This window comes from Pseudonocardia sp. N23 (assembly GCF_002583555.1).
Classification (GTDB): domain Bacteria; phylum Actinomycetota; class Actinomycetes; order Mycobacteriales; family Pseudonocardiaceae; genus Pseudonocardia.
The window spans coordinates 83,989-110,862 of the sequence record NZ_BEGX01000077.1 but is presented as its reverse complement, the minus strand read 5'-3'; the positions used below and the strand labels follow the sequence as shown (position 1 = coordinate 110,862).

At 73.9% G+C, this 26,874-nt stretch carries 27 protein-coding genes and 1 pseudogene; 12 read left to right on the top strand and 16 right to left on the bottom strand.

The annotated features are described in order from the left end of the window. Positions 1-38: 38 nt before the first annotated feature. Positions 39-1,022, top strand: a complete 984-nt coding sequence (locus TOK_RS22135) for a helix-turn-helix domain-containing protein (RefSeq protein ID WP_098959911.1) — start codon at positions 39-41, stop codon at positions 1,020-1,022. Positions 1,023-1,289: 267 nt separating this feature from the next. On the opposite strand, the gene TOK_RS22130 is transcribed toward TOK_RS22135, so the two are convergent. The 5 genes from TOK_RS22130 to denD form a co-directional block, all read right to left on the bottom strand. Then, positions 1,290-2,120, bottom strand: a complete 831-nt coding sequence (locus TOK_RS22130) for an oxidoreductase (RefSeq protein ID WP_098960048.1) — start codon at positions 2,118-2,120, stop codon at positions 1,290-1,292. Positions 2,121-2,122: 2 nt separating this feature from the next. Beyond that, complete coding sequence (locus tag TOK_RS22125) at positions 2,123-3,022, bottom strand: NAD(P)-dependent oxidoreductase (RefSeq protein ID WP_098959910.1); 900 nt, start codon at positions 3,020-3,022, stop codon at positions 2,123-2,125. Continuing rightward, complete coding sequence (locus TOK_RS22120) at positions 3,019-4,539, bottom strand: four-carbon acid sugar kinase family protein (RefSeq protein ID WP_098959909.1); 1,521 nt, start codon at positions 4,537-4,539, stop codon at positions 3,019-3,021. The genes TOK_RS22125 and TOK_RS22120 overlap by 4 nt, the downstream gene beginning before the upstream one ends. Continuing rightward, positions 4,536-5,237 (bottom strand): FadR/GntR family transcriptional regulator, encoded by a 702-nt coding sequence (locus TOK_RS22115; RefSeq protein WP_098959908.1) that lies wholly within the window; start codon positions 5,235-5,237, stop codon positions 4,536-4,538. Before TOK_RS22115 ends, TOK_RS22120 begins: the two co-directional genes overlap by 4 nt. A 73-nt stretch (positions 5,238-5,310) precedes the next feature. Next, entirely contained in the window at positions 5,311-6,270 is a 960-nt protein-coding gene (gene denD, locus TOK_RS22110; protein ID WP_098959907.1) for a D-erythronate dehydrogenase, read from the bottom strand. A gap of 116 nt (positions 6,271-6,386) precedes the next feature. Between denD and TOK_RS22105 the strand changes: the two genes are divergently transcribed. Next, a complete protein-coding gene (locus tag TOK_RS22105) occupies positions 6,387-8,696 on the top strand; it encodes an FUSC family protein (protein ID WP_098959906.1) in 2,310 nt (769 codons plus the stop codon). On the opposite strand, the gene TOK_RS22100 is transcribed toward TOK_RS22105, so the two are convergent. The 4 genes from TOK_RS22100 to TOK_RS22085 form a co-directional block, all read right to left on the bottom strand. Further along, positions 8,642-9,547 (bottom strand): cation diffusion facilitator family transporter, encoded by a 906-nt coding sequence (locus TOK_RS22100; RefSeq protein WP_098959905.1) that lies wholly within the window; start codon positions 9,545-9,547, stop codon positions 8,642-8,644. The two genes, TOK_RS22105 and TOK_RS22100, sit on opposite strands and share 55 nt — an antisense overlap. A 138-nt stretch (positions 9,548-9,685) precedes the next feature. After that, on the bottom strand, positions 9,686-10,060 hold the full coding sequence (locus tag TOK_RS22095) for a hypothetical protein (RefSeq protein WP_141566496.1): 375 nt from the start codon (positions 10,058-10,060) through the stop codon (positions 9,686-9,688). Between the two features lie 110 nt (positions 10,061-10,170). Then, positions 10,171-11,391, bottom strand: a complete 1,221-nt coding sequence (locus TOK_RS22090) for an RNA polymerase sigma factor (protein WP_098959903.1) — start codon at positions 11,389-11,391, stop codon at positions 10,171-10,173. Next, positions 11,388-11,567: a YciI family protein gene (locus tag TOK_RS22085; protein WP_098959902.1), complete on the bottom strand. Its 180-nt coding sequence runs from the start codon at positions 11,565-11,567 to the stop codon at positions 11,388-11,390. Before TOK_RS22085 ends, TOK_RS22090 begins: the two co-directional genes overlap by 4 nt. 2 nt (positions 11,568-11,569) lie before the next feature. Here TOK_RS22085 and TOK_RS22080 point away from each other — a divergent pair, with 2 nt between their 5' ends. The 5 genes from TOK_RS22080 to TOK_RS22060 all read left to right on the top strand — a co-directional run bounded on the left by TOK_RS22080 (position 11,570) and on the right by TOK_RS22060 (position 14,693). Continuing rightward, positions 11,570-12,019, top strand: coding sequence for a nuclear transport factor 2 family protein (locus tag TOK_RS22080; protein WP_098959901.1), 450 nt, complete (start codon positions 11,570-11,572; stop codon positions 12,017-12,019). Positions 12,020-12,061: 42 nt separating this feature from the next. Beyond that, entirely contained in the window at positions 12,062-12,436 is a 375-nt protein-coding gene (locus TOK_RS22075) for a VOC family protein (RefSeq protein WP_098960047.1), read from the top strand. Between the two features lie 46 nt (positions 12,437-12,482). Continuing rightward, positions 12,483-13,682, top strand: coding sequence for a DNA polymerase IV (dinB, locus tag TOK_RS22070; protein ID WP_098959900.1), 1,200 nt, complete (start codon positions 12,483-12,485; stop codon positions 13,680-13,682). Between the two features lie 81 nt (positions 13,683-13,763). Beyond that, positions 13,764-14,342: a PadR family transcriptional regulator gene (locus TOK_RS22065; RefSeq protein WP_253258555.1), complete on the top strand. Its 579-nt coding sequence runs from the start codon at positions 13,764-13,766 to the stop codon at positions 14,340-14,342. A 90-nt stretch (positions 14,343-14,432) separates the two neighbouring features. Beyond that, positions 14,433-14,693: a hypothetical protein gene (locus TOK_RS22060; protein WP_098959899.1), complete on the top strand. Its 261-nt coding sequence runs from the start codon at positions 14,433-14,435 to the stop codon at positions 14,691-14,693. A 75-nt stretch (positions 14,694-14,768) separates the two neighbouring features. Here the strand turns inward: TOK_RS22060 and TOK_RS22055 are convergent, their stop codons facing one another. After that, entirely contained in the window at positions 14,769-16,811 is a 2,043-nt protein-coding gene (locus TOK_RS22055) for an NAD(+) synthase (protein ID WP_098959898.1), read from the bottom strand. 125 nt (positions 16,812-16,936) lie between these two features. Here TOK_RS22055 and TOK_RS22050 point away from each other — a divergent pair, with 125 nt between their 5' ends. Then, entirely contained in the window at positions 16,937-17,560 is a 624-nt protein-coding gene (locus tag TOK_RS22050; protein ID WP_098959897.1) for a trimeric intracellular cation channel family protein, read from the top strand. A 207-nt stretch (positions 17,561-17,767) separates the two neighbouring features. Here TOK_RS22050 and TOK_RS22045 read toward each other — a convergent pair whose 3' ends face one another. Both TOK_RS22045 and TOK_RS22040 read right to left on the bottom strand, forming a co-directional pair. Then, positions 17,768-18,622 (bottom strand): CBS domain-containing protein, encoded by an 855-nt coding sequence (locus tag TOK_RS22045; RefSeq protein ID WP_098959896.1) that lies wholly within the window; start codon positions 18,620-18,622, stop codon positions 17,768-17,770. A gap of 10 nt (positions 18,623-18,632) precedes the next feature. After that, positions 18,633-19,850, bottom strand: a complete 1,218-nt coding sequence (locus tag TOK_RS22040) for a 3-keto-5-aminohexanoate cleavage protein (protein WP_253258554.1) — start codon at positions 19,848-19,850, stop codon at positions 18,633-18,635. 442 nt (positions 19,851-20,292) lie between these two features. Between TOK_RS22040 and TOK_RS34335 the strand changes: the two genes are divergently transcribed. The 4 genes and pseudogenes from TOK_RS34335 to TOK_RS22025 all read left to right on the top strand — a co-directional run bounded on the left by TOK_RS34335 (position 20,293) and on the right by TOK_RS22025 (position 22,225). Then, the gene (locus TOK_RS34335; protein WP_253258553.1) at positions 20,293-20,520 is read left to right on the top strand and encodes a cytochrome P450; all 228 of its coding nucleotides are present in this window, start codon (positions 20,293-20,295) and stop codon (positions 20,518-20,520) included. Then, positions 20,502-20,780, top strand: a complete 279-nt coding sequence (locus TOK_RS34330; RefSeq protein WP_306305161.1) for a cytochrome P450 — start codon at positions 20,502-20,504, stop codon at positions 20,778-20,780. The genes TOK_RS34335 and TOK_RS34330 overlap by 19 nt, the downstream gene beginning before the upstream one ends. Positions 20,781-21,096: 316 nt before the next feature. Further along, a pseudogene (locus tag TOK_RS35465) lies at positions 21,097-21,462 on the top strand (AAA family ATPase); the annotation flags it as partial. Between the two features lie 82 nt (positions 21,463-21,544). After that, positions 21,545-22,225, top strand: a complete 681-nt coding sequence (locus tag TOK_RS22025; RefSeq protein ID WP_253258552.1) for an LLM class flavin-dependent oxidoreductase — start codon at positions 21,545-21,547, stop codon at positions 22,223-22,225. 34 nt (positions 22,226-22,259) lie between these two features. On the opposite strand, the gene TOK_RS22020 is transcribed toward TOK_RS22025, so the two are convergent. The 4 genes from TOK_RS22020 to TOK_RS22005 all read right to left on the bottom strand — a co-directional run bounded on the left by TOK_RS22020 (position 22,260) and on the right by TOK_RS22005 (position 26,809). Then, positions 22,260-23,591 carry an LLM class flavin-dependent oxidoreductase gene (locus TOK_RS22020; RefSeq protein WP_253258551.1) on the bottom strand — a complete coding sequence of 444 codons (1,332 nt, stop codon included), beginning with the start codon at positions 23,589-23,591 and terminating at the stop codon, positions 22,260-22,262. Beyond that, positions 23,588-24,517, bottom strand: a complete 930-nt coding sequence (locus tag TOK_RS22015; RefSeq protein ID WP_098959895.1) for a CoA ester lyase — start codon at positions 24,515-24,517, stop codon at positions 23,588-23,590. The genes TOK_RS22020 and TOK_RS22015 overlap by 4 nt, the downstream gene beginning before the upstream one ends. Further along, positions 24,517-25,713, bottom strand: a complete 1,197-nt coding sequence (locus tag TOK_RS22010) for a CaiB/BaiF CoA-transferase family protein (RefSeq protein ID WP_098959894.1) — start codon at positions 25,711-25,713, stop codon at positions 24,517-24,519. The genes TOK_RS22015 and TOK_RS22010 overlap by 1 nt, the downstream gene beginning before the upstream one ends. Positions 25,714-25,774: 61 nt before the next feature. After that, entirely contained in the window at positions 25,775-26,809 is a 1,035-nt protein-coding gene (locus tag TOK_RS22005) for a LacI family DNA-binding transcriptional regulator (protein ID WP_098959893.1), read from the bottom strand. Between the last annotated feature and the right edge of the window lie 65 nt (positions 26,810-26,874).

The following is a 26,874-nucleotide window of genomic DNA, read 5'->3' as shown; positions in this document are numbered from 1 at the left end:
TCGTTGTACATCCAAATCCAGCCAACTACTGTCGGGTCGTGCTCAGCACCGTCGCCGTCCTCGCCCTCGACGAGATGATCGTCTTCGAGTTCGGCGTGCTGTGTGAGGTCTTCGGCCTCGACCGCACCGAGGACGGCATCCCGCCGATCGGGTTCCGCACCTGCGGTGTCCGCGCCCACCAGCCCGTCCGCACCGTCGAGGGGCTGCACGTCGTTCCCGGACACGGGCTCGACGGCCTCGTCGGCGCCGACCTCGTCGCGCTCCCCGCGACCAACCTGCGGGAGTTCCCCGAGGAGGTCCTCGACGCCGTCCGGGCCGCCGCGGCCGCCGGGGCGACCGTGCTCACCATCTGTTCCGGGGTGTTCGTCGCCGGCGCCGCGGGTCTGCTCGACGGCCGCCGGTGCACCTCGCACTGGCGCAACGTCGACGAGCTGCGGGAGCGGCACCCGCTCGCGATCGTCGACCCCGACGTGCTGTTCGTGGACGACGGGAACCTCGTCAGCAGCGCGGGGTCGGCAGCGGGCATCGACGCCTGCCTGCACGTGGTGCGCCGGACGCTCGGCAGCGCCGCGGTGAACACCATCGCCAGGCTGATGGTCGTCGCACCGCAACGCGAGGGCGGGCAGCGTCAGTTCCTCGACCAGCCGGTCCCCGAGTGCACCAACGCCGCGATCGCGCCGACGCTGGACTGGGTGCTCACCCACATCGACCGCGAGCACAGCGTCGCGGACCTCGCGCAGCGGTCGTTGATGTCCGAGCGCAGCTTCTCGCGCCGGTTCCTCGCCGAGACGGGCACAACCCCTCACCGCTGGATCACCCAGCAACGGGTCCTGCGAGCCCGCCAGCTGCTGGAACAGACCGGCCTGGGCATCGACGAGGTCGCCCGGACCTGCGGCTTCGGCACGCCCGCGATGCTGCGTCACCACTTCCGCAAGGCGATCGGCGTGACCCCCGGCGACTACCGGCGGACCTTCCACGAGAGCACCGGCTCACGACACCCCACGGCGGTCGCGGGTTCGTGACCCGGGCTCGGCCGGTGCGCAGCAGCGCCGGGTGCGGGGTGTTGAACGACGTCATGACCTGCACGCTCGACGGCCACGAGTGGATGCCGCCGACGATGCCGGGGTGGGCGTCGAGGGCGGCGTCCGCCCCATCGGTCGACGAGGTTGGCGGCGGTCTCGCCGGCCGCACGGTTGTCGATGCCGGCGTGGTCGCGACGGTTCGTCGCCGCGACGCTCGCGCTCCGCGGCCGCCGGCCCGGCGCCGGCCGAGCAGCCCGCGGTCGGGGCTCAGGCGTAGTCGAGGTCCAGCCCCAGCGGCGCGACCGCGTCGAGCTCGTGCAGGCGCGTCGTGAGGTGCTCGCGGATCCGCCGGAACGCTGCGTGCCCCATCGGCAGCCGCAGCGGCGGGTCCGCCATCGATGCCAGCCCGACGATCACCTTCGCGGCCGCCAGCGGATCACCGGGCTGGCGGCCGTCCTCGGCGGCGAACCGCGCGCGTTCGGGACCGAGCACTGCGGCGTAGGCGTCCATGGGTTCCGACCACTGGATCGAGCGGCCGGCGAAGTCGGTCCGGAACGGCCCGGGCTCACATATCACGACCTTGATGCCGAGGTGCGCGACCTCGGTCGCCAGCCCCTCGGACAGCCCCTCGACGGCGAACTTGGTTCCGGCGTATGCGGTGCTGCCCAGGCGGGACGTCACTCCCCCGACCGACGACATCTGCACGATCAGCCCGCTGCCCTGCGCGCGCATCGTCGGCAGGACGGCGCGGGTCACGGCGAGCAGACCGAAGACGTTCGTGTCGAAGACCCGGCGCAGCTGCTCGTCGGTGAGCTCCTCGACGGCGCCGCGCAGCCCGTAGCCCGCGTTGTTGACGAGGACGTCGACGCGCCCGAACGCGTCGACGGCCTCGGCCACCGCCTCCGTGACGGCGGCGCCGTCGGTCACGTCGAGCGCGAGCGCGCGGACCCGGTCGGGGGCGGCCGCGACGAGATCGTCGAGTGACCGCGGGTCCCGCGCGGTGGCGACGACCAGGTCGCCGACGGCGAGGGCCTCCTGGGCGATGAGCCGGCCGAAGCCGGTGCTGGTACCGGTGACGAACCAGACCTTGGGAGCCATGATCACCTTTCCTCTGCGGCGGGTGGCGACAGGAGCGTGACGACGCTGGAGTCGTCGCGGGCGTCCATCCCCGCGGTGTGCCCCAGGAGGTAGAGCTGTTGCGCCGCGGCGGCCACCGGCAGCGGGACGCGGGCGGCGCGACCGGCGTCGGTGACGATGCCCATGTCCTTGACGAAGATGTCGAGCCGCGACCGGACCTCGACGGCGTCGGCCTCATCGCCGTAGGCCTGGGCCATCCGGGGCCCGCGGTCGGCGAGCATGAACGACCCGGCCGCACCGGCGGACAGCGTCTCGACGACGGTCGCCGGGTCCAGCCCGAGGCCACGCGCGAGCGCGACCGCCTCCGCCGCGGCCGCGATGTGCACGCCCGCGAGGAGCTGGTTGACCGTCTTCATCGCCTGCCCGGCACCGGGCCGCTCCCCGACGACGGCCAGCGTCGAGGCCAGCCGTTCGAGCACCGGGCGGGCGCGTTCCAGCACGTCGGGCGCCACCCCGACGACGATGAGCAGGTCGCCGGCTCCGGCCCGGGCGGGACCTCCGCTCACGGGCGCGTCGACGAGCGCGATCCCCGACGCCGCCAGCTCGTCATCCAGTTCGCGCACCGCGGCCGGGCCGATCGTGCTGGTCAGGATGACGATGCCGCCCTCGCCGAGCGCTGCGGCGGCCCCGTCGGCGCCGAAGAGGGCGTCGCGGACCTGCGTCTCGTCGCGCACGGCCAGCAGCGCGGTCCCGCCGGGTGTCACGGCGGCGGCGGGGCAGGCCGCGGACCGGACACCGCCGGCCTCGGCGAGCGCACGGCGCTCGGCGCTCACGTCGTAGGCGCTGACGTCGAACGGGCCGGCGAGGCGGGTGGCTGTGGGGAGGCCCATGGCGCCCAGGCCGAGTACGGCGACCGCGGTCATCGGTTCCCCTTCGACGTCGACGCGGTCACGAGCGATCGCAAGGTCGACACGGCGCCCGCGAGGCCGTCGTCGTCGCCGACGTTGCCCGCGAACACCACGTACGGGATGCCGCGAGCGGGCCCGGCGACCGGTTCCCACACCGAGACGATGCCCGGCAGCAACGTCCCGCGGGCCCAGGCACGGCTCACGCCCAGCGCACCCGTCGCGGTGTCCGACGAGGTGATCCCACCCTTCGCGACGACGAACCGCGGCCGTACCCGGGCGACGACGTCGGCGACCACGTCGACCATCGCCGCACTGACGCTCCGGGCGATCGCGAGGCTCTCGTCGGCGTCCGCGCCGGTGACCAGTCTGCGGCTGGTGCGCAGCACGACGTCGGTCGCGTCGCCGGGGGCTGCCGAACCACCGAGCAGGTCGATCGCCCGTTCGGCGGTGGCCCGCACGTGGGGCTCGCGGCGGGCCGGGTCGAGCAGCGTCGGCACGTCGAGCTCGACGTCGGTGGTACCGCCCGCGGCGCGGAGCCGGTCGAGCTGGCGGGTGGTGAGCCCGACGTGCGACCCGGCGACGACCAGCCCGTGCGGGACCGCCGGCCGGGTGTCGGCGGGATCGGCGCCCGGCAGGGTCGCGGCGAGGTCGGCGGCGGTGAGCGGCGCCCGCGCCGTCTGCCCGAGCCGGGCCCGGACGAACGACGGCCCGGACCGGTGCACGAACCGCTTGCCCGCGGCCTCCGCGACCAGCAGCCCCTCGACGAGGACACGCAGGTCGTCGTCGGTCGCGGCGTCGACGACGACGGGCTGCGCGTCGGTCAGCCCGCCCAGGACCTCGGCGACCCGTGCGGGCCCGCCGCCGCGCAGGTCGGTGAGCGTGACGGTGGCGACGGCGCCGCGGCCGACCCGGCCACCGGTCTTCTCGGCGACCCAGTCCCGTAGGTCGGCGTTGGTGTAGCCGAAGGTGGCGTCGCGGGCGAACTCGCTGTGCGACACCGGGATCATCCCGTCGGGGGTACGCATCCAGTGCACCGAACCGACGGTGAGCCGGCCCGGCTCGATCATGGCCGGGACGATCACGATGCCGTCGACGGGGGCCCCGGCCGCGGCGGCCGCGCGGACGAGGACGTCGGTCTCGGCCGGGAAGTGACCGCGCAGGGTCGAGTCGCTGCGCGAGACCAGCATGTGGTCGACGCCCGCCTCGGCACCCGCCCGTACGACGGCGCCGGCGATCTCCTCGCCCAGCGCGACGGCGTCGGCCTCGGCGAGGCTGCGGGTGTTGGTGAGGACGAAGAAGCCGGGGGTGTCCTGTGCGAACGCCCACGCGAGGTCGGGGGGCGACCACGCGGTGAGCACCGGGACGTCGGCGACGGACTGGGTGCCGGTCGGGTCGTCGTCGAGCACCACGACGCGCCGTCCGGCGGCGACCCGGTGGGCGAGGTCGGCGGCGTCGATCTGCCAGGGCGGCGGGTAGCCGCGGACGAGCTCGTCGGGGTCGACGGGTCCGGTGACGGCGGGCAGCGGGCTCATGAGCCCGTCCCGAGCACGTGTTCGCGCAGGTCGGACAGTGTCTGGTTCATGTGCGACTCCATCGCGTCGCGGGCCAGGTCCGGATCGGCCGCCGTGAGCGCGTCGATGATGCGCGCGTGCTCGGCGACGGCGTTGTCCCGGATCCGGGGCACCGACGAGGTCTGCCGGCGGGCTGCGACCAGCAGCGCGCCGAACGGTTCGAGCAGGAACGGGACGAACACGTTGCCGGTGGCACGCATGACGGTGTCGTGGAAGGCGATGTCGGCGTCGACGAACCGGTCGACCTCACCGGCCGTCGACGCCGCCCGCATCTCCTCGACCCCGGCGCGCAGGGCGGTGAGGTGTTCCTCGGTGCGGCGCAGTGCCGCCAGCCGGGCGGCACCGACCTCCACCATGCGCCGCGCCTCGAGCAGCAGCTCCGGCACCGCGGGGCCGGCCCCGTCGGTGTCGTGCGTGCGGACCAGCAGGTCGAGCGAGCGCCACCGTTCCGGCGGCGTCACGTAGGTGCCGAGGCCGCGCCGGACCTCCAGAACGTTGGTGGCGCGCAGGATGCGGACCGCCTCCCGGACGGTCAGCCGGCTGGCGCCGTGCGCGGTGGCGAGCTCGCCCTCGGGCGGCAGCGCGGTGCCGGCGGGATAGCGGCCGGCGACGACGGCGTCGAGCAGCGCGTCGGCCACGGTCTCGGCCAGCGTCGCCACCCGGTCACCTCCGCAGCCGCAACATCAGACGTCTGATGTCCTCGGCCACTCTCTTCCCGCGCCCCGCGTCGCGTCAAGGCATGTCGTCGTCCATGTAGGCGCGGACGATCGCGTCGAAGTCGGCGTCACCGCGCAGCCCGAGCGCCTCGGCGCGGGCCGTGTCCCACGCTCCCGGCCAGGTCGCGGCGATGGCCTCGACCGCCGGGTCACGCTGCCACCGCACCCGGGCGGCGACGTCGGCACCGGCGACGCGGTCGAGCGCCTCGACCATCTCCCCCACCGACACCGACACCCCCGGCAGGTTGACCGCCCGCGACGCCCCGAGCGCCTCGGTCGGCAGCTCCGCGCCCGCGACCAGGCACTCCGTCGCATGCCGCGGCGAGAGCACCCACATCCGTACCTCCGGCGGCACCGGCACCACGGACTCGACGCCGGCCAGCGGCTCGCGGATCACCCCGCTCGCGAACCCCGACGCCGCCGCGTTGGGCCTGCCCGGGCGCACGGTGACCGTCGGCAGCCGGAGCACCCGGCCGTCGACGTGCCCCTTGCGAGTGTGGTCGGCCAGCAGCAGCTCCGCGCACGCCTTCTGGGTGCCGTAGGAGGTCTGCGGGGTCAGCGGCGTCGAGTCGGTGACGACGGCGGGCAGGTCGCCGCCGTACACCGCGACGGAGCTGGTGAACACCACGCGGGGGACGTTCCCCGCCACGCGGCAGGCGTCCAGCAGCAGCCGCGAACCGTCCAGGTTGATCCGCATCCCCAGGTCGAACTCGGCCTCGGCCTGCCCGCTGACGACCGCGGCCAGGTGGAACACCACGTCGGTGCCGGCGTCGACCAGCTCGCCCAGCAGCGCGGGATCGGCGACATCCCCGACGACCGTGCGCACCCGTGGGTCGCCCGCGCCCGCCGTGGCGGCGACGACGTCGAGCAGCACCAGCTCGTCGATCGACCGCCCGTCGAGCATGCCGCGGTCCAGCAGCGTGCGGGCGAGCCTGCCACCCAGGAAGCCCGCACCACCCGTGACGACGACCTTCATCCGTCCCTCCGCCCCGGCGCCGGTGGCGCCGCACGTCGTTGTGAGATCGACCCGAGCCTATGCGCGCCGGTGATCGCCCGAAGTGCGGTACGCGGGCCGGACCTGCTGTCGCTAGCGTGGCCCCGGCACCGTGGGAGGAGGCGACGCTGGCGATCGGCTCCGTCGTCGCGCCCGCCGCGGCCCGCCTCTGGCAGGCCCCGTCGGCGGCTCTGGCGCGTCACGATCCCGGGTTCACGGCCCTGCGGCGCGCGGTACGGGTGACCGTCGCGGCGTGCGTCGGGTTCTTCGCGTGCCATCTCGCGCTCGGCGAGGACACGATGGCGCTCTACGCGTTGTTCTCCGCTGTCGCGGTCGGCGCGCTGGCCGAGGTGCTGGGGAGCCCGGCCGAACGCACCCGCGCCTACGGCGTCGTGCTCGGCGCCGGGGTCGTCCTCGTCACGGCCGGGACGCTGCTGGCCGCCACCACCGCACTCGCCGTCGCCGGGATGCTGGTGCTCGGCTTCGCGATCGCCTACTCCGGCGTGGTCGGCCCGCGCGTCGGCTCCGTCGCCAACGGGCTGCAGCTGTTCTACGTGCTGCCCTGCTTCCCACCGTTCGCCCCCGACCAGCTCGGCGAACGGCTCGCGGGCCTGGTGATCGGCGTCGTCCTGCTCGCCGTGACCGACCGGACCCTGCTGCCGGCCCCCGCGCCGGCCGACCCCGCGCACCGGTTCGGCGCCGCCCTCTCGACGGCCGCCGCGTTCGCGACACGCCTCGCCACCGACCTGCGCTCCACCGGCGGCGCCGGTGGCTCCCGGGCACTGCCCCGCGACGAGGCGCTCGCCGCCGCGGACGCCCTGCGGCTGGTCAACATCCCGCTGGCCGAGCGCCCACTGGGCAGCGGGCGCCGCGACCGGTCGCTGTTCGTGCTGGGTGCCTCGGCCCGGCTCGCCGCCGCCCGCACGGTCACCCTCGCCGACCTGCTCGACACCGACGGCCCGCACCCGCGCCATCCCGTCACCGCGGACCTGCTCGACGCCGCCGCGACCGTCCTCGAGGGCGGGGCCCGCACGCTGCGCGGCGGCCCCCCACCGGCGCTGGCCGAGCTCGACGCGGCGCTCTCGACCTACGTCGGGATGCGGGTTCGGCACCTCCCGCTGCCCGACGGCCCGACGGCCGACCTGCGCGCCGGGCTGGCTGCCGCGGCCGTGGCACAGACCGCACGGGTGGCGGGCCTGGCCGCCCACGGCATCGCCCGCGCCCCCGTGCCCGCGGGGCCGCTACCCGACGAGCTGTGGTTCCTGCGCGGGTCACCGTGGCAGCTGGTGTGGCGGCGGCTGGTCAACAACGTCACCCCGCGGTCGGTGTACCTGCAGAACGCGCTGCGCGTCGCGCTGGGGCTGGGCGTCGCGCGGCTCGTCGCCGGCGTCTTCGACCTCTCGCACGGCTTCTGGGTGCTGCTCGCGACGCTGAGCCTGATGCGCACCTCCGCCGTCGCGAGCCGGTCGATGCTGGTCAAGGCGTTCGTCGGGACGCTGGTCGGCGCGGTCGTCGCAGGCCTCGCGCTGACCTACGTCTCCCCTTCGGTGTACCCGTGGATCCTGCCCGCGATCATGGTCGTCGCCTTCGTCGTCGGACCGGCGTTCGGCGTCGCCGCCGGGCAGGCCGGGTTCACCGTCGTCGTCGCCGTCATGTTCGCCCAGCTCAACCCGTCGACGTGGCAGCTCGCCGAGGTACGGCTCGTCGACGTCGTGACCGGTGGCGCGATCGGTGCCGTCATCGGGGCCGCGGTGTGGCCCCGCGGGGGCGGCGGCGAGATCCGCCGGATCGCAGGCGACGCGTTGCGCGCCGGGGCCGACGAGCTCCTCGACACGGTCCGGCTGCTCAGCCACGGCACCGCCCCGCCGGAGGGCCTCTCGACGCTGCACCGGCTCTCCGCACTGCTCGACCACACGTTCGTGCAGTACCGCAGCGAGCCCGTGGGCCCGGGCCCGCAACCCGACTGGCTCACCGTCATCGGGGTGGTGCACCGGCTCGCGACGTACTCGGAGACGTTGCGCGCCCGGCACTCCGCCACCGGTCCGCTGCCGTGGCCCGATGCGGCGACCCGGCTCGACGCGGCTGCGGCCGAGGTGGCGCTGTCGCTGCGGGGCGCGGCCGACGCCCTCGACGCCGGGTACGCCGTCCCCGCCGCGACGGTCAGGGCGTGCCGCGAGTCGGTCGTCGTGCAGGCGCCGCACGACCTCGCCGACGACGTCGACGCCGGCCTGCGCGTCCTCGACGCGTGGGCCTGGGTGGTCACGACCGTCGACGACCTGGAGCGGCTGACCGCCGTGCTGTCCGGCCCCGACGCCCCGACGCTCCCGGCGCCGGCCCCGCCCACCCCCCCTTCTCAGAGCACCCAGGAGCGATCCGCCGTGAAGCCGACCGAGATCGACGGGTCCTGACCGAGCGCGCGGAGCCGGTCGCGCAGTTCGGCGCGGACCGCGTCGAAGTCGGTGACGGTCTGCACCGCCGACTCCGGCGTCACGACGAAGTCGACCTCCACGTCGAGTCGGCTGCCGACCTTCGAGACCCGCAGGAACGACTCGGCGAGTCCACGCTCCCGGCGCACCTCCTCCACGCACACGAGCAGCTCCTCGCGCAGCGCGGGCGGCGACATGGTGAGGACCTCCCGCAGCGCCGTCGCCAGCAGCCGCGCCGGCACGACGAGGAACGCCGCCGAGATCAGCGCGACCATCGCGGGGTCGACGTAGCGGGCGATGTCGTCGCGACCGCCGAGGGTGAGCCCCCACGCGAGGCCGAACCCGGCCAGCACGCCCAGGCTGAGCAGTGTGTCGCCCCACCACTCGGCGGCCTCGGCGCGCACCAGGTCCGACCCGGTGCGGGCACGGCGGCGCACGTAGACCGTCGTGGCGACCCCGCCCGCGGTCGCGACGACGGCGTAGACCAGCGCCCATCCGGCGTCGACGTCGCGGCCGCCGGCGAGCAGGTCGCCGACCGCCCCGGCGAGCGCGTAGATGCACAGTCCGCCGAGCGCGCCCGCCTTCACGACGATGGCGAGCGGCTCGTAGATCTCCCGGCCCCAGGGGAAGCGGTCGTCGGGGCCGCGCCGCGACGCGCGCAGCGCCCACACCCCGAGCAGCGACAACCCGACGCTCGCGAACGAGTACAGCCCGTCGAACAGGATCAGCCGCGAGTCGACGACCAGCCCCCACACCAGCGAGACCACCGCGAACGCGGCAGACACCCACACCGAGACGAGCAGGGTGCGGGCGTCGGTCCGCGGGTCGGTCATTCCCGGGGCCCGGCGGACAGCTCCCCGCCGCGCCGGGGCGGACCTTGCGAACGCGCGTCGACAAGCACCGACAACGGCGGCGTGCGCATCGGGGGTCCTCTCGAACGGGGGCGCGGGACGGGCCCGATTCTCCCGGTCCTACGAGTCGCCCGACAAGAGCAGGAGCAGCCACGCCCCGCCTCCGTCGTGGGGGATCCGCCCGTCGGAGCGGCGGACCGGACGGCGGGCCGGGTCGCGGCGCTGCGCATCGACGAGGAACACCGCGAGCCCGCCGAACGCCGCCGCGGCCAGCCCGGCAACCGGTTCGCCCACGGCCAGCGCCGCCGCGGCGGTGGCGGTCGACGCCGCCCCGGCGACCACCGCGACCCAGCGCGTCGACACCGCAGGGACCTGCCCCAGCAGCCCGTCACCCACGACCGGTCCACCTCCGCGCGCGACCGGCAGCAGCACCACGACGAGCACCGCCCCGATCCCCATGATCATCCCGGCCCCGAGGGTCGTCACCGTGTCCATCCCGCGCTCCCCCACCCCGCCCGGATGTTCCGGACCGGCCGCCAGGGTCGCGGGCGCGGCCGCCTCCGACGAGGGGGGCGGCACCCGGAGGACGGGGGCGGACCCCCGGATCAGAGCGCCGCCGCGCGGCCCTCCAGATAGCGACGCTCCGGCTCGCTGCGGGTCAGCTCCGCCGCGGCGGCGTACTCCCGGCGCGCGGCGGTCGCGTCGCCCGCCCGCTCCAGCAGATGGGCGCGGACGGCGCGCAGCCGGTGGTGACCTGCCAGCGCCGGGTCGGCGGCGATCTCGTCGAGCCCCGCGAGGCCGGCGACCGGCCCGTCGACCATCGCCGAGGCTACGACCCTGTTCAGCGCGACCATCGGTCCCGGCGCGACCCGTTCCAGGAGGCGGTACAGGCCCAGGATCTGCGGCCAGTCGGTGTCGGCGGCGGTCGCGGCCTCCGCGTGCACGGCCGCGATCGCCCCCTGCACCTGGTAGGGGCCGACGGCGCCCCGGGGCAGTACCTCCGCCACCAGGGCGAGCCCCTCCGCGATCATCACGGTGTCCCACCGCGACCGGTCCTGCTCCTCCAGCGGCACGATCCCGTCGTCCGCTCCGGTCCGGGCGTCGCGGCGGGCGTCGGTCAGCAGCATGAGGGCCAGCAGCCCGGCCACCTCGTCGTCGCCCGGACGCAGGGAACGCAGCAACCTGGTCAGCCGCACCGCCTCCGCCGACAGCTCGACGCGGCGCAGGTCAGGGCCCTCGCTCGCGGTGTACCCCTCGTTGAACACGAGGTGGAGCACCGCGAGGACGGCCGCGACGCGCTCGTCGAGCTCGACGGGCGGCGGTAGCCGGAACCGTCCACCGGCGACGATGCGCTGCTTCGCGCGGCTGATCCGTTGCCCGACGGTCGGTTCGGGCACCAGGAACCCCCGGGCGATCTCCGCCGTCGTGAGCCCGCCGACCGCGCGCAGCGTCAGCGCGACCTGCGACGCCGGGGTCAGCGTCGGATGGCAGCACAGCAGCATCAGTGTCCGGGTGTCGTCGGCCTGCGGGGCCGGGCCGGGGTCGGGCGGCTCCAGCGTGGCGACGGCCTCCTCCCGGCGCCGGCGGGCGTCGTCGGAGCGCCAGAGCTCGATCCGACGACGCGCCGCCACCCTGATCAGCCAGGCCTTGGGGTTGTCGGGCACCCCGTCGGCCGGCCAACGCGTCGCCGCCACCACCAGCGCCTCCTGCACCGCGTCCTCGCAGGTCTCGAAGTCGCCGTAGCGCCTCGCGAGCGCCGTGACGACCTGTGGGGTCAGGCTGCGCAGGAGGTCACCGAGCTGTGCCGCCCCGTGCGGTGCCGTCACGTATCAGGCCCCGCCGCGACGACGGCGTGCAGGTCGAGCACCGGGCGCACCTCGATGTCGACGTACTGCGCCTCCGGCATCGCGGCCGCCCACGCGATCGCCTTCTCCGGGCTGTCGCAGTCGACGAGGTAGTAGCCCGCGACATGTTCCTCGACCTCCGCGAACCGAGGAGACACCGATGAACGCCACCGCCCCCACCCACACCGACGACACCGCCGCCGTGGCCGCCCTGCTCGCCGAGGAGACCGAGGCGATGCGCACCCGCGATGCCGAGCGCGCGGTGGCGCGCTACGCCCCCGACGCCGTGATCTTCGACCTCGCCCCGCCGCTGGGCCGCCGCGGCCGCACCGCCGAGGGCGTCGCGGCCTGGCTCACCGGTTTCGACGGGCCCGTCGGCATCGAGATCGCCGACCTGGAGGTGTCCGTCGACGGCGACCTCGCCTTCGCGCAGTGCCTCCGCCGCCTGACGGCCGTCCCTGCCGGGGCGCCGGAGGGCTTCTCCTTCTGGTACCGCGCGACGACGTGCCTGCGCCGGGTGGACGGGAACTGGCTCGTCGTCCACGAGCACACCTCCACGCCGTTCCACATGGACGGCTCGTTCCGCGCAGCGACCGATCTGCGGCCCTGACCCGTGACACGGCACGATCGACACATCGAGGAAGGGACCGACATGTTCGAGAAGACCCCCGCCTTCAGCGGGTTCTCCGTCGACGACATCCCCGCCGCCCGGGCCTTCTACGGCGACGTGCTCGGCGTCCGGCTCACGGAGCGCAACGGCATGCTCCTGCTGCACCTCGCGGGCGACGCCGGCACGACCCGCGACACGCTGGTCTACCCCAAGCCCGACCACGTCCCGGCGGCGTTCACGATCCTGAACTTCCGGGTCGGCGACGTCGACGCCGCGGTGGACGCACTCGTCGACAAGGGCGTGACGTTCCAGGTCAGCGACTGGACCGACGAGCGGGGTGTGCAGCGGAGGTACGGTCCGCCGATCGCGTGGTTCACCGACCCCGCCGGCAACGTGCTCTCCGTGATCCAGGAGTAGAGCACCCGCTCGGACGGCGCGAACCGTCGGTGCCCGATGCGAACATATGTTCGTGTCCGGAGACGCCACCATCCTGCACGCCGACCTCGACGCGTTCTTCGCCTCGGTCGAGCAGCGCGACGACCCGTCGTTGCGGGGCCGGCCGGTGATCGTCGGCGGCGGGGTGGTGCTGGCGTGCAGCTACGAGGCGAAGGCCGCCGGGGTGCGCACGGCGATGGGCGGGCGCCAGGCGCTCGCGCTGTGCCCGGGCGCGACCGTGGTGCCGCCGCGGATGCACGCGTACTCGGCGGCGTCGAAGGCGGTGTTCGAGGTCTTCCGCGACACCACGCCGCTGGTCGAGGGGATCTCGATCGACGAGGCGTTCCTCGAGGTGGGCGGCCTGTGGCGGATCGCGGGCACCCCGGTCCGCATCGCCGAGGGGCTGCGCAGGCAGGTCGCCGAGCAGGTCGGGCTGCCCATCACGGTCGGGGTGGCGCGCACGAAGTTCCTGGCCAAGGTGGCCAGCGGCGTCGCCAAGCCGGACGGGTTGCTGCGGGTGCCGCCCGAGGCGGAGCTCGCGTTCCTGCACCCGTTGCCGGTGGAGCGGCTGTGGGGCGTCGGGAAGGTGACGTCGGCGAAGCTGCACGCGATGGGCCTGCGCACCGTCGCCGACGTGGCGGGCCTGGGCGAGCCGGCGCTCGTGTCGCTGCTGGGGCGCGCGCCGGGGCAGCACCTGCACGCGCTGGCGCACGGCCTCGACCCGCGCCGGGTGGAGACGGGTCGGCGGCGGCGTTCGATCGGGTCGCAGCGGGCGCTGGGCCGCCGCGAGCGGTCGGCCGAGGAGCTCGACGCGATCGTCGCCGGGATCGTCGACAGGTTGGGCAAGCGGCTGCGCGGGGCCGACCGGGTGTGCCGGACGGTGGTGCTGCGGCTGCGCTTCGGTGACTTCACCCGCGCCACCCGCTCGCACACGGTGGCCGACGCGACGGCGCACACCCCGACGATCCTGGCGGCCGCGCGCCGGTTGCTGGTCGACGCGATGCCGCTGGTCCGGGAACGCGGCATCACCCTCGTGGGACTGTCGCTGACCAATCTCGACCGGGACGGCGCGGTCCAGCTCACGCTGCCGTTCGCGCGCGACTCCGGCCCGGAGCTCGACGCGACGCTCGACGCGCTCCGCGAGCGGTTCGGCGGGGAGGCGGTCACCCGCGCGGCGCGGCTCGGCCACTCGCCCGGCGTCCAGATGCCGACGCTGCCGGACCCGTGACGCGCGCTGTGAGGGAGGCACAGATGTGCGACGCACCGCAATCGTCCTCGTCGGACGGTCCGGACCGGATACCCTACAATCGTGTCCGCCGTACGCCTGTCGCCCACCTCCTACGTCGTCCTGGGCATGATCTCGTTGCGCGGGCCGTCGACCCCGTACGACCTCAAGCGCGCGGTCGGGCACTCCGTCGGCTACTTCTGGCACTTCCCGCACGCCCAGCTCTACTCCGAGCCGGAGCGGCTCACCGAGGCCGGGCTGCTGACCTGCGAGACGGAGGCGGCGGGCCGCCGTCGCAAGACGTACTCGATCACCTCCGCCGGCACCGAGGCGCTGGAGACCTGGATCGCCTCGCCGAGCGACAGCCACTTCCAGATGCGCGACCCCGCCGAGCTGAAGCTGTTCTTCAACGAGGTCGGCACCCCCGACGACGTCGCCCGGCTCGCGAAGGGCCAGATCGCCCGCCACGAGGAGCGGATCGCGCTCTACGAGGGCATGGTCGAGCGGTTCGGGCCGGAACCCGCCGACAACCCGCGGTTGATCACCCTGGAGCTGGGGATCGAGGTCGAGTACGCGACGTTGCGCTTCTGGCGCGCGCTCGCGGCGGGCGACCTGGCCGGACTACGCCGCCGCCGCACCGCCGGGTCCGCCGACCAGGCGTAACGCCACCGTCCCGGTTCGCGACTCTCCCGGGTACGGGACCAGCACGACCCGCGCACGGCAGCCCCAGCACCGTCACGAGACGAGGTCGGCATGTTCAAGAGCTCGCACAACAACAAGGAACACCACGACTCCGGTTACAAGGACCACGACAGCCGGAAGTACGAGGAGCAGTACGGCGAGCACCACAAGGGTTCCCACGACTGGAAGGACACCAGCTGCAACGACAGCTGGGACGACAAGTCCTCGCAGCACCACTGGGAGGACAAGTCCTACCAGCACGAGGAGCACTGCCAGCCGCACCGCGACGAGAGCTGGGACCACTCCGGCGGCTACGGCGGCGGGCACCACTGACGCACTGATCACCACGGCGCCGCCGGGCGGACCTCCAGGTCCCGTCCGGCGGCGCTGCTGTGTGTGCGGGGCCGGTCAGGCCTCCGGGACCTCACGGCGGATCTCGTCGAGCCAGATGCGCGCGGACATGTCCGACGGCGCCCGCCAGTCACCGCGCGGCGACAGCGACCCGCCCGACGACACCTTCGGTCCGTTGGGCAGCGCCGAGCGCTTGAACTGGGCGAACGAGAAGTACCGCTGCGCGAACACCTCGAGCCAGCGCCGGATGTCGGCCATCGCGAAGGCGACCCGGTCGTCGTCGGGGAAACCGACGGGCCAGTCCCCCGCCTCGACGTCGTGCCACGCGTGCCAGGCGAGGAACGCGACCTTCGACGGCCGCATCCCCCACCGGAGCACGTGGTACAACGTGAAGTCCTGCAACGGGTACGGGCCCACGGCGGCCTCGCTGCTCTGCACCGGACGCTCGTCGTCGACCGGCACGAGCTCAGGCGTGATCTCCGTGTCGAGCACATCGGTCAGCACCACGCCGACCTCGTCGTCGAACTGCCTCGACGACACCACCCAGCGGATGAGGTGCTGGATGAGCGTCTTCGGCACGCCGCCGTTGACGTTGTAGTGCGACATCTGGTCGCCCACGCCGTAGGTCGACCACCCCAGCGCGAGCTCGGACAGGTCCCCGGTGCCCAGGACGATCCCGCCGCGCTGGTTGGCCGCCCGGAACAGGTAGTCGGTGCGCAGACCGGCCTGCACGTTCTCGAACGTCACGTCGTAGAGCGGTTCGCCGGAGGAGAACGGGTGCTCGAGGTTGCGCAGCATCAGCCGCGCGGTCTCGGTGATGTCGATCGTCTCGAATGTGACGCCGAGGGCCTCGGCCAGCCGCGTCGCGTTGTTCCTCGTCCGCTCACCGGTGGCGAAGCCGGGCAGCGTGAACGCCAGGATGTCGCTGCGCGGGCGCCCCTCCCGGTCCATCGCCCGGGCCGCGACGATCAGCGCGTGGGTCGAGTCGAGCCCGCCCGAGACGCCGATGACGATCTTCGGCTGGCCGATCGCGCGCAGCCGCTGTTCCAGGCCCGACACCTGGATGTTGTAGGCCTCGTAGCAGTCCTGCTCCAACCTGGCCGGGTCCGCCGGCACGAACGGGAACCGCTCGATCTCGCGGCGCAGCCCGATGTCGCGGCCCGGTGGGTCGAGCCGGAACTCGATGCGCCGGAACGCGTCCACCCGCTCCGCGTGCTGGCGACGGTTGTCGTCGAACGTGCCCATCCGCAGCCGTTCGGCGCGCAGCAGGTCGAGGTCGACGTCGGCCACCGAGTGCCGGGGGCCGTTCGGGAAGCGGTCGCTCTCCGCGAGCAGGACGCCGTTCTCGTGGATCATGGTCTGGCCGTCCCAGGCCAGGTCGGTGCTCGACTCGCCCTCCCCCGCCGCCGCGTACACGTACGCGGCGAGGCACCGCGCCGACGCCGACCGGCACAGCAGCGTGCGGTCGTCGGCCCGGCCGACCGTGATCGGGCTGCCCGACAGGTTCGCCAGCACCGTCGCCCCCGCGAGCGCCGCCTCCGCGCTCGGCGGGATCGGCACCCACATGTCCTCGCAGACCTCGACGTGCAGCACGAACCCGGGCACGTCGGCCGCGGCGAAGAGCAGGTCCGGCCCGAACGGCACGTCGACACCGCCCAGGCGCAGCTCGCCCCGCACGTCGTCGCCCGGCGCGACCTGGCGACGCTCGTAGAACTCCCGGTACGTCGGCAGGTACGACTTCGGCGCCACCCCGAGGACCCGGCCGCGGTGCACGACGACCGCACAGTTGTGGATCCGGTGCCGGTACCGCAGCGGCGCGCCGACGACGAGCACCGGCAGCAGGTCGGCCGACCCGGCGACGACCTCCGCGAGCGCCTGCTCGACCGCGTCGAGCAGGGTGTCCTGCATCAGGACGTCCTCGATCGAGTACCCGGACAACGTCAGTTCGGGGAAGACCGCCAGCCCGACGCCGTCGTCGTGCAGGGTGCGGGCGGTCTCCAGCACGGACGCGGCGTTGGCGGCGGGATCGGCGATCACGGTCCGCACGGTGGCGGCGGCGACGCGCAGGAACCCGTGCCGGTAGGCGGAGTAGAAGTCCATGGCCGGCTGCGGTGCCCTTCCTCGCGACGGCCGCGGCCCGGGCCGGGCGCGGTGGGATGAAGTCTGCCCCAGCCGTCGCAACCCTGCGACGATCACCCTGCCGCACGGGCGTTCTAGGGTGTGGCGTGCGTCTCCAGCCGGTCCGCGTGCTGACCGTGGCCGATCTCGCCGCAACCCTCCTGTTCGCCGTCGAGGGCGGCGCGCTCGGCGCCGCCGCCGGGCTCGACCTGTTCGGCGTCCTCGTCGTGTCCTCCACGACCGCCGTCGGCGGCGGCATCGTCCGTGACCTGCTGCTGGGCGACGTCCCGCCCGCGGCGCTGCGGTCCGTCGCCTACCCGGCGGCGATCGGGCTCGGCTGGCTGGTGGTCGTCGTCCTCTACTCGGGGGTGCGGGCCATCCCGGCGCCGGTCCTGGTCACCCTCGACGCTGCCGGGCTCGGCCTGTTCTGCGTCGTCGGGGCCACCAAGGCACTCGACTTCAAGGTCAACCCGATCCTCGCGATCCTGCTGGGGACGATCACCGGTGTCGGCGGCGGCGTCATGCGCGACCTGCTGCTGCGCGAGGTCCCCGCCGTGCTGCGCACCGACATCTACGCCGTCGCCGCGGGTCTGGGCGCCGTCGTGGTCGTGCTGGGCCGCCGCGTCGGGCTGCCGCGCGCCGCCGCCATGGCCGCCGGTGCGGTCGCCTGCCTGACCCTGCGGCTGGTCAGCGTCGCGTTCGGCTGGCACCTGCCCCAGGTCACAGCCTGACCTGTGAGCCGGGGTCAGAGCGCGAGCAGCCGGGGCCACAGGCAGACGACCGCGATGACGATCCAGACTCCTGCCAGGCGATGCTCTCTGCGCGTCAGCCGACGATCGGGTGGAGGCGAACGAAACTGACGTCGACACACCGGGCCGGACGCGGGACTGCCGCCGACGTCGCCGGGAGCAGCCGGGTGCCGGACTCGGCGGACGACGTCAGAGCAGGTCGCGGCGGCTGACCACGCCGACCAACCGGCCCGCCTGCACCACCGGCAGGATGCGGAAGCCGCGGTCGGACATCAGCCGCCGGGCCACCGACAGCGGGTCGTCAGGTCCGACGGTGACGGGGTCGCGGCTCATCGCCCCGCCGACGGTGCGCGCCCGCCCGGTGCGCCGCCCGTCGAGCGGGTCGCGCAGCAGGTCGGCCTCGCTGATGACCCCGACGAGCCTGTCGCCGGCCCGCACGACGGGCACTGACGTCAGCCGTCTGCCCGTGAGCAGCGCCGCGGCGTCTTCGGTGGTCTGCTCCTCGGTGATGGAGACCAGGTCGGTCGATGTCATCGCGTCGCGCACCGTGGCGTCGGCGGGATGCGACCGCGGGCGGCGCGGCGGCGGCCGGTAGGAGGGTTCCGCGCGCAGGTCCTCGGAGCGGCGCTCGACGAACCGGCGGACCGCGCGGCTGACCGGGCCGCCGGTCGGGCGCGGCCGGATCAGGTCGCTGCGGGTGACCACGCCGACCAGCACGCCCCGGTCGACGATCGGGACGACCCGCAGCTCACCGTAGGTGCGCATGCGATGGGCGATGATCCCGACGCCCGCGTTGGGCGACATGTGGATGATGTCGCGGGTCATGACGGACTCGACCGGCGCCTGCGAGCCGCCGGGTTGCTCCTCGCGGTGCCGCAACAGATCCACGACGCTGACCATGCCGACGAGCCGGTTGCGGTCGTCGACCACGGGCAGTGCGCTGAACCGGAACTCCGCCAGCCGTTTCTCCGCGAGCGACACCGGGGCGTCGGCCCGGACGGTGACGACGCGATGGCTCATGATCTCCCGAGCGCGCAGCACCATGCGCTCAACGCTAGTGCCGTTCCGGGCTCGCGACGAGGTCGATCCGCGAGATCCCCGCGGTCAGGGTGAGGGTGTCCCCGTCGAGCGAGTACGCCGGGCCGGCGGTGAGCAGGGCGACGAGCCAGTCGTCGAGGGACTGGACCTCCGGCGGGCAGGCCATCCGGGTGGAGCGGACACGATCGTCGACGGTGAGCCGGTCGGGCCCGGCGGTGGCACGGAAGCCCAGCCGGTTGCCGCCGGCGTGGACGGCGATGCCGTCGGGCGCGGTGAAGGTCATCGTGACGACGGCCCCCGCCAGGACGTCTGCGGGCGCGTCCCCGCTGAACGTCCGCCCCCACAGGCCCGCGGTGCGCGACGGGACACCCAGGATCGCCCGGGTCTGCGTGATCGTCGCGGGTGCGCGGCCCATGTCGCGCAAAAGGTCCGCCAGCGAACGCAGCAGGTCGGCGTTGCTCGGCTCCCCCGGCCCGGCATGGTCCTCCAGCCCGACGCGGACGTGCCCACCGCGGCGCACCGCCAGCTCAGCGAGACCGCAGTCGACGACGTCGCCGCCCAGCACGGCCACCGACCACGGCAGGCCCGTCGGCTCCAGCATCTCCAGGTACGCCTCGAGTGCGGTCGCCGTCGGCGGGAGCCCGAACTCCAGCCGGCCCCCGAAGTAGAGCTTGACGATCGCGCCCGCGGGCAGCCGGCCGGTCCGGTGCCAGGTCAGGGCGGTGCGCAGGTAGCCGGGTTCGAAGATCGAGATGCTGAGGGCGGCACCCAGCTCGGCGGTGCGGGTGATCATGTGGTCGACGTCGGCGTGCGGGTTGGCGTACGGCTCGACCGCGGCGACGGGATCGAGGTTGCCGTCCGAGGTCAGACCGAGGTTCACCGAGCCCGGGTCGACCAGCGTCATGCCCATCCCCCGCCTGGCCAGCTCCTCGACGTGGCCCCACCGGCGCTGCACGGGGATGCCGCGGGCGGCGGCACCCATCGTCGGGTAGAGCAGCACGTCGGGATGGCGGTCGAGGATCGGCGTCCACGCCTGCAGGTACGGCTCGACGTCGTGCGCGCCGTCGGCGGAGAACATGACGTCGTCGGTGTGGTTGTGGACGATCGACGCACCCAGCTCGATGCCCTCCAGCGCCACCGCGGTGACCTCCTCCGGCGTCCGCGGCACGTACCGGTTGACCGTCCGCGGGGTGGGGCCGTTCAGGGCGAGCTCGATGATCACCGGTGACGTCACCGTTCCGATGATGGCCGAGCCGACAGATGTGGACCACCCGCGACGTGAGCCCCGCCACGTGGCGGCGGCACGAACCGGACGGCCGGGGACGCATCACGAACCCGTCAGCGAGACCTCAGCGTCGTATCAGCCGGCCGGGGCTAGCGTCAGAACGGCCGACGGCGGCGGGGGGCCGCCGGGAGGAGGACCGACTGTGATGACGCGGACCGTGGAGAACACCGACTGGTCGAACACACGCTCAACAGCGACCCGCGGGACCACACCCGGCTGCGGAAGCTGGTCAACCGCGCGTTCACGGTGCGGTCCATCGCGCGGATGCGGCCGCGGATCACCGAGATCGCCACGGAGCTGGCCGACTCGATGACCGCCCACGGCCCGGAGGTCGACCTGCTCGACGAGTTCGCCTTCCCGCTGCCGATGACCGTCATCTGCGAGCTGCGGCGTGCCGCAGGAACGGCGCGACGACTTCCGCACCTGGTCGAACACCCTGCTGTCGGCGGCCGAACCCGAGCTGCGGTCGGCCGCCGCGCAGGCGATGGCGCAGTTCCTCGCGGAATTGGTGGCGGGCAGAACCGCAGAGCCGGGCGACGACATGCTGTCCGCGATCGTGGCGGCGTCGGAGGACGGTGACCGACTGTCCCACGTCGAGGTCTGGTCCTGGTCTCGCTGATCGAGGCCAACCGCGACCCGGACCGCTACGAGCGTCCCGCCGAGCTCGACGTCACCCGCGACACGTCGGGGCACGTCGTGTTCGGCTACGGCATCCACCACTGCCTGGGCGCGCCGCTCGCGCGGCTGGAGGGCGAGATCGCGTTCCGGACGTTGCTGGAGCGGTTCCCGGACCTTGCGCCGGCGGCGGAGCCGGAGTCGTTGGCGTGGCGGGAGAGCTCGCTGATCCACGGCCTGCACCGGCTGCCGGTGCGCTTCTGACCAACCCGTGCGCCGGGTCCGGCACCGGACCGTCGAACCCGGCGCACGGAAGCGTCGGGAAGGCGCGTCAGCGGGGCGACCGCAGCGTCAGGACGTCCCGAGGCCCGTCCTGTCGGTCTGGCGTGGCGTCTCGGATCATGGGCGGCGTCATGTCCTACGTCCTCGTCCCGGCGGGCGACGACACCCGGCTGCTGCTCAAGGTCGTCACCGGCAGGGCCGCCTGCTCGTGCCCGTCGTGTCCGTCGGCGACCTGGTGATGGCGCGGCGCCAGCTGCTGAACCTGAAACGGCTGGCCGAAGGCACCCCGGGGACCTGAGTGGCGGGCATACTCGCCCACGTGGAGCTGCCCGATCCGGCGCTGGTGGTGCTCGTCGGGCCTGCCGGTGCAGGGAAGTCCGCGTGGGCGGCGACGCACTACCGCGATGCCGAGATCGTGTCGTCCGACGCGCTGCGCGGGCCCGTCGGCACCGGCCCCGCCGACCTCGACGCGAGCGACGACGCCTTCGCGGTCCTGCAGGCGATCGTCGCGGCCCGGCTGCGCCGTCGACTGACGACCGTCGTCGACACCCTCGGGCTCGACACCGGCCGCAGGCGAGCCTGGCTCGCCGCCGGCCGCACGGCCGGGATCGCTTGCGTCGCAACGGTCATTGACACCCCCGCTGCGGTGTGCCGGGCCCGCAACCGGGAACGCGACCGCCCGGTCCCCGGACCCGCGCTCACCGCGCAGGTCCGGCGGATGGCGGGTGTGTCGGCGGAGATCGCGGGTGAGGGCTGGGACCTCGTCGTCCGCAGCGACGGGGGCCCCGCACCGGTCGCCGCAGCGGCACCGGCCGCGGTCTCCCGCGAAGTCGTTCGCCACCCTCGACGCGCTGAGCGGCGGACGCGCGTTCTGCGGGCTCGGCGCGGGCTGGTGGGAACGGGAGCACACGGCGTTCGGGCTGGGCTTCCCGTCACCAGGAGAGCGCGTCGACCTGCTGGAACGGGCGATCCCGAGGCTGCGCGCGCTGTGGGCCACCGGCACCCGGCCGGCCGCGGGCCTGCAGGAGACGTCCTGCTACCCGCGGCCGGTCGGCGCGCTGCCGATCATCGTCGGGGGGACGGGCCCGCGGGTCCTGCGGCTGGCGGCCACCGCCGCCGACGCCTGCAACGTGCCGGTGGCCCGGCTGGGCGAGGCCGGCACGCAGCGTCGCGTCACCGTGCTCGACGTGCCGGTCCTCGGCGACGACCGCGACCACGTCGCGACGCTGGTGGAACGGCTGCGTGGGCGCACCGACGCCACGACCTTCGCCGCCCGCCATCACGCCGGCACCGCGCAACGGCACGTCGCGCGCTATCGCGGGCTCGTCGACGCCGGGGTGTGCACGGTGTTCGTCGCCCCGGCCGACCTGACGTCCCCCGCCGACGTCACCCGCTGGGCACCGGTGGCCGCGGCCCTGTCGTCCTGAGCGGGGCCGCCGTCGCGGGACACGAGAACGCGGGTCAGCGCGTCGGACGCTCGATGCCGAGGTGGTCGCGCAGGGTGGTGCCCTCGTAGTCGGTGCGCATCAGCCCACGCTTCTGCAGGATCGGCACGACCATCCGGACGAACTCCTCGAATGCCCCGGGAAGGTGGGTCGCAGCGAGGACGAACCCGTCGCAGCCGTCGGACTCGACCCATTCCTGCATCTGGTCGGCGACCCGTTCCGGCGTACCGACGAACCGCGGGCCCTGCAGCAGGGTCGCGCGGTGCGCCGCGAGGTCGCGGACGGTGACCTCCCGGTCGAGGTGGCGCCGCACACCGTCGGCCAGCCCGCGGATCCCGCCGGCGGCGGCCATCATCTCCTCCGACACCGGGTCGTCGAGGTCGTGCTGGGCGAAGTCGTAGTTCATGACCTCCGACAGCAGTGCGAGCGACGCGACCGGGTGCACGTAGGCGTCGAGGAACAGCCGCTCCTTCTCCTCCGCGATCGCCTGGGTCTCCCCCACCACCGCGTAGGCCATCGGCAGGATCTTCACCGAGTCCGGGTCCCGGCCCGACGCGGCGATCCGCTCCCGCTGGTCCTTGTAGTGCTGCTGGGCGACGGCGAGCCCCGGGTCGGCGGTGAAGATCATGTCGGCCCACTGGGCGGCGAACTCCCGCCCGCGTCCCGACGAGCCGGCCTGCAGGATCGCGGGCCTGCCCTGCGGCGTGCGCGGCACGGTCAGCGGGCCGCGCACCGAGAAGTACGTGCCGTGGTGGTTGATCTCGTGGACCTTCGCCGGGTCGGCGAACTCACCGGACTCCCGGTCGAGGATCAGCGCGTCGTCCTCCCAGGAGTCCCAGAGCGCGTAGACGGCCTCGAGGAACTCCTGGGCGCGGTCGTAGCGCTCGTCGTGGCCCAGGTGGGACTCGAGCCCGAAGTTCTGGGCCTCCGAGTCGTTCACCGAGGTCACGACGTTCCAGGCGGCCCGCCCGCGCGAGAGGTGGTCGAGCGTCGCGAAAGTGCGCGCGACGTGGAACGGGTCGTAGTAGGTGGTGGAGTACGTCGCGCCGATGCCGATCCGGTCGGTGGCGCCGATGATCCCGCCGAGGACGGCCGTGAGGTCGAGCTTGATCGGGCGGGCCCCGTAGCGGACGGTGTCGGCGACGGAGTTCCCGTAGACACCGGGCATGGCGAGCCGGTCGTCGAAGAACACGCAGTCGAAGCGGCCGGCCTCCAGGGTCTTCGCGATGTGCTGGTAGTAGTCCATCGTCAGGAACCCGAGATCGGCGGACGGGTACCGCCAGGATCCCGAGTAGACGGTCACGTTGCCGGCCTGCATGAACCCGACCATGGTCATCTGCCTGGTCACGTGGTCTCCTCGGTGAGGCCCAACAGCTCTGCGGTACGGGTCACGGTCGCGGCGTGGCGCAGGTGCGCGGCGTCGACGAGCATCCCGTCGAGTGCCGCCGCGCCGCGGCCGGCGGCCTCGGCCTTGCGGTAGGCCGCAACGAGCCGCCGCGCCCTCGTGATGTCCTCCGGCGTGGGTGCGAAGGCGGTGTTGGCGAGCGCGATCTGGGACGGGTGGATCGCCCACTTGCCGACGTAGCCCATCGCGGCGGCGCGGTCGCACGCCGTGCGGTAGGCGTCGGGGTCCTTGAAGTTCGGGAAGGGCGCGTCGATGGCGTCGATCCCCGCCGACCGGGCCGCGACGACGACCCGGGATCGCGCATAGGACCAGATGTCGCCCGGGAAGTCGACGAGCGGGTCGAAGTTGCCGTCGACCTTGGCGCCCTGCGAGGCGGAGAAGTCGCCGGCGCCGAAGATGACCGCCTCCAGCCGGTCCGACGCCCGCACGATCTCGCCGACGTTCTCCAGGCCCTCGGTCTCCTCGATCAGCACCTCGAGCCCGATCCCCTTGGGCGGCAGACCGAGCGTCTCCTCGACCTGGGTGAGCAGGGTGTCGACCCACCAGACGTCGCGGGCCCGGCGGACCTTGGGGACGATGATCACCTCCAGCGCCGACCGCGCGCCGGTGACGACCTCGATCACGTCGCCGTAGGCCCAGCGGGTGCCGACGCCGTTGCACCGGATCGCCCGGACGGTGCGGCCCCAGTCGAGCTCGCGCAGCGCCTTGGCCGCCTTGCCGCGGGCGGCCTCACGCTCGGCGGGGGCACACGCGTCCTCGAGGTCGAGGAACACGAGGTCGGCGTCGGACGCCGCCGACTTGGCGAACATCCAGTCGTTGCTCGCGGGGGTCGCCAGCTCCGACCTCCGCGGCCGGATCGGTCGCGTCATCAGATGACTCCGTTCTCGTGCAGCTCGTGGCGACGCTGCTCGGACAGCCCCAGCAGCCCGCCGTAGACGTCGTCGTTGTGCTCGCCGATGCCGGCGCCGAGATGGTCGATCCCGCCGGGTGTCGCGGAGAACCGCGGCACCGGGCCCTGCACGGTCATCGACCCCAGGTCGGGGTCCGGGATCCGCTGGTAGGTCCCGCGCGCCTGCAGCTGCGGGTCGGCGAGCAGCTGGGCCGCGTCGTACACCGGCGCGGCCGCGACGTCGGCATCCTCGAAGACCGTCATCGCCTCGTCGAGGGTGCGGTCGGCGATCCATTCCGCCATCACCGAGTCGACCAGGGCGGCGTTGCGCAGCCGCTGCTGCGCCTGCGCGAACCGCGGGTCCGTCGTGAGGTCGGACCGGCCGACGGCCTTGAGCGCACGCATCGCGATCGACGGCGCGCTGCCCGACATCGCGAGCCAGTGCCCGTCGGAGGTCCTGTACGTGTTGCGCGGGGCGGAGATGTCCCAGCGGTTGCCCATGCGGGCGGGGATCTCGCCGGTCTGGTCGTAGGTGAGCAGTGGCTGCTCCAGCAGCCGGGCGAGCGGCTCGATGAGGTTGACGTCGATCAGCTGCCCGGGTCCGCCGTGCACATCGCGGTGGTAGAGCGCCATCATCACGGCGTAGGTGGCGTTGAGCGCGGCGACGCCGTCGGCCAGCATGAAGGCGGGCAGCGTGGGCGGCCCGTCGGCCTCGCCGGTCATGTGCGCGAACCCCGACATCGCCTCGCCGAGGGTGCCGAACCCCGGCCGGTCGGACTTCGGGCCGCCCGCGCCGTAGCCGGTGACGTGCAGCATCACCAGGCTCGGGTTCACCGCGGCGAAGCTCTCGTGGTCCAGGCCCCAGCGGGTCAGCGTCGAGGGCCGCAGGTTCATGATCACGACGTCGGCGGTGCGGGCGAGGTCGCGCAGCAGGTCGCGGCCCGTCTCCTCGCGCAGGTTCAGCGTGACGCACTTCTTGTTGCGGCTGAGGCTCTTCCACATCAGGCCGACGCCGTCGCGCTGCGCCCCCCACTGCCGCATGGGGTCACCGCCGTCGGGTTGCTCGATCTTGATGACCTCGGCGCCGTGCTCGCCCAGCCACGTCGCCACGAGGGGGCCCGCCGCCAGCGTGGCCGCGTCGATCACCCGCAGACCCGTCAACGGTCCGTCGGTCATGGCGCGGCTCCTTCGTCGGCTCGGTCGTCGATCTCGGCGGGCGGTCGGCCGCCGAGAAGCGTCACGGGAGTGGGCGACCCGGTCGGCCGGTGGAGCCGGCCACGCGCAGCTCAGGGGCGAGAAGGTGCGGGACCGGTGCGACGTCGGCGCCGTCGAGCAGGCCGGAGAGCAGCGTCGCCGCCTCGCTCGCGAGCCGGTCGTACGGGACGCTCACCGCGGTCAGCGGCGGGTCACTGAGGGAGAACCACGCCGGGTCCCCGTAGACGACCAGCGACAGGTCGTCGGGCAGCCGCAGCCCGCGGGCCCGCACCGCCTCGGCGGCACCGACGGACAGTGCGCCACCGCCGACGACCACCGCCGTCGGCCGGACGGGCCCGTCGAGCAACTCGTTGACCGCAGCCCTGCCGTTGTCGCGGGTGGGCTCGACGAGGCGCACGGGCATCCGGTCCGGGTCCAGGCCCGCCTTCTCCAGCGCACCCGACACGGCGCGCAGCCGCATCGCGCCGTGGGAGAGGGCCTCGGGCGTGCCGAGATAGGCGATGTCGGTGTGCCCGAGCTCGACGAGGTGGGTCACGGCGTCGCGCATGACACCCTCGTCGTCGGCGAACACGCCGGGCGCGCCGATCCCGCAGGACCGGTGCAGCTCGACGACGGGCAGGCCGCGCAGGATCGCCCGCGACTCCTCCAGCACCCCGGTGCTCGGCGCGATGATCAGCCCGGCGATCCGGCTGGCGACGAGCTCGCGCAGCTGCTGCAGCTCCCGCTCCGGCTCGTTCTGCGTGACGGTGAGGATCATCTGGGTGCCGCCCGTCGACAGCTGCCGCGAGCACTCGGCGGCCACGCCCGAGTACGCCGGGGTGTCGACGTACGGGATCACGAACCCGACGAAGGCCCGGCTGATCGAGGCCGACAGGCCGCGGGCCAGCCGGTTGGCGACGTAGCCCTGCTCGGCTGCGTACTGCCGGATGCGCTCGGCGAGCTCGGGGCGCACCGCCGGGGAGCCGTTGAGGGCCCGCGAGACGGTCGCGGTGGACACACCCAGGTCGCGCGCCAGGTCGACGACGCCGACCGTGCTGCGCCGGGTGCGCCCGCCCATGTGCCGTCTCCCGTGTCCGTCGCCGATGACTCCGGGTGATGTTCCATTTGATGTAAAGCTTTACA

Bases quoted from the DNA above. Each gene is read 5' to 3' on its own strand.
- TOK_RS22120 (WP_098959909.1), bottom strand. From the start codon at position 4,539: ATGAGCCCGCTGCCCGCCGTCACCGGACCCGTCGACCCCGACGAGCTC.
- TOK_RS22015 (WP_098959895.1), bottom strand. From the start codon at position 24,517: ATGACGCGACCGATCCGGCCGCGGAGGTCGGAGCTGGCGACCCCCGCG.
- TOK_RS22060 (WP_098959899.1), top strand. From the start codon at position 14,433: ATGTTCAAGAGCTCGCACAACAACAAGGAACACCACGACTCCGGTTAC.
- TOK_RS22045 (WP_098959896.1), bottom strand. From the start codon at position 18,622: ATGGTGCTGCGCGCTCGGGAGATCATGAGCCATCGCGTCGTCACCGTC.
- TOK_RS22130 (WP_098960048.1), bottom strand. From the start codon at position 2,120: ATGGCTCCCAAGGTCTGGTTCGTCACCGGTACCAGCACCGGCTTCGGC.
- TOK_RS22010 (WP_098959894.1), bottom strand. From the start codon at position 25,713: ATGACCGACGGACCGTTGACGGGTCTGCGGGTGATCGACGCGGCCACG.
- TOK_RS22125 (WP_098959910.1), bottom strand. From the start codon at position 3,022: ATGACCGCGGTCGCCGTACTCGGCCTGGGCGCCATGGGCCTCCCCACA.
- TOK_RS22095 (WP_141566496.1), bottom strand. From the start codon at position 10,060: ATGGACACGGTGACGACCCTCGGGGCCGGGATGATCATGGGGATCGGG.
- TOK_RS22055 (WP_098959898.1), bottom strand. From the start codon at position 16,811: ATGGACTTCTACTCCGCCTACCGGCACGGGTTCCTGCGCGTCGCCGCC.
- denD (WP_098959907.1), bottom strand. From the start codon at position 6,270: ATGAAGGTCGTCGTCACGGGTGGTGCGGGCTTCCTGGGTGGCAGGCTC.
- TOK_RS22080 (WP_098959901.1), top strand. From the start codon at position 11,570: ATGAACGCCACCGCCCCCACCCACACCGACGACACCGCCGCCGTGGCC.
- TOK_RS22005 (WP_098959893.1), bottom strand. From the start codon at position 26,809: ATGGGCGGGCGCACCCGGCGCAGCACGGTCGGCGTCGTCGACCTGGCG.
- TOK_RS22100 (WP_098959905.1), bottom strand. From the start codon at position 9,547: ATGACCGACCCGCGGACCGACGCCCGCACCCTGCTCGTCTCGGTGTGG.
- dinB (WP_098959900.1), top strand. From the start codon at position 12,483: ATGTTCGTGTCCGGAGACGCCACCATCCTGCACGCCGACCTCGACGCG.
- TOK_RS22075 (WP_098960047.1), top strand. From the start codon at position 12,062: ATGTTCGAGAAGACCCCCGCCTTCAGCGGGTTCTCCGTCGACGACATC.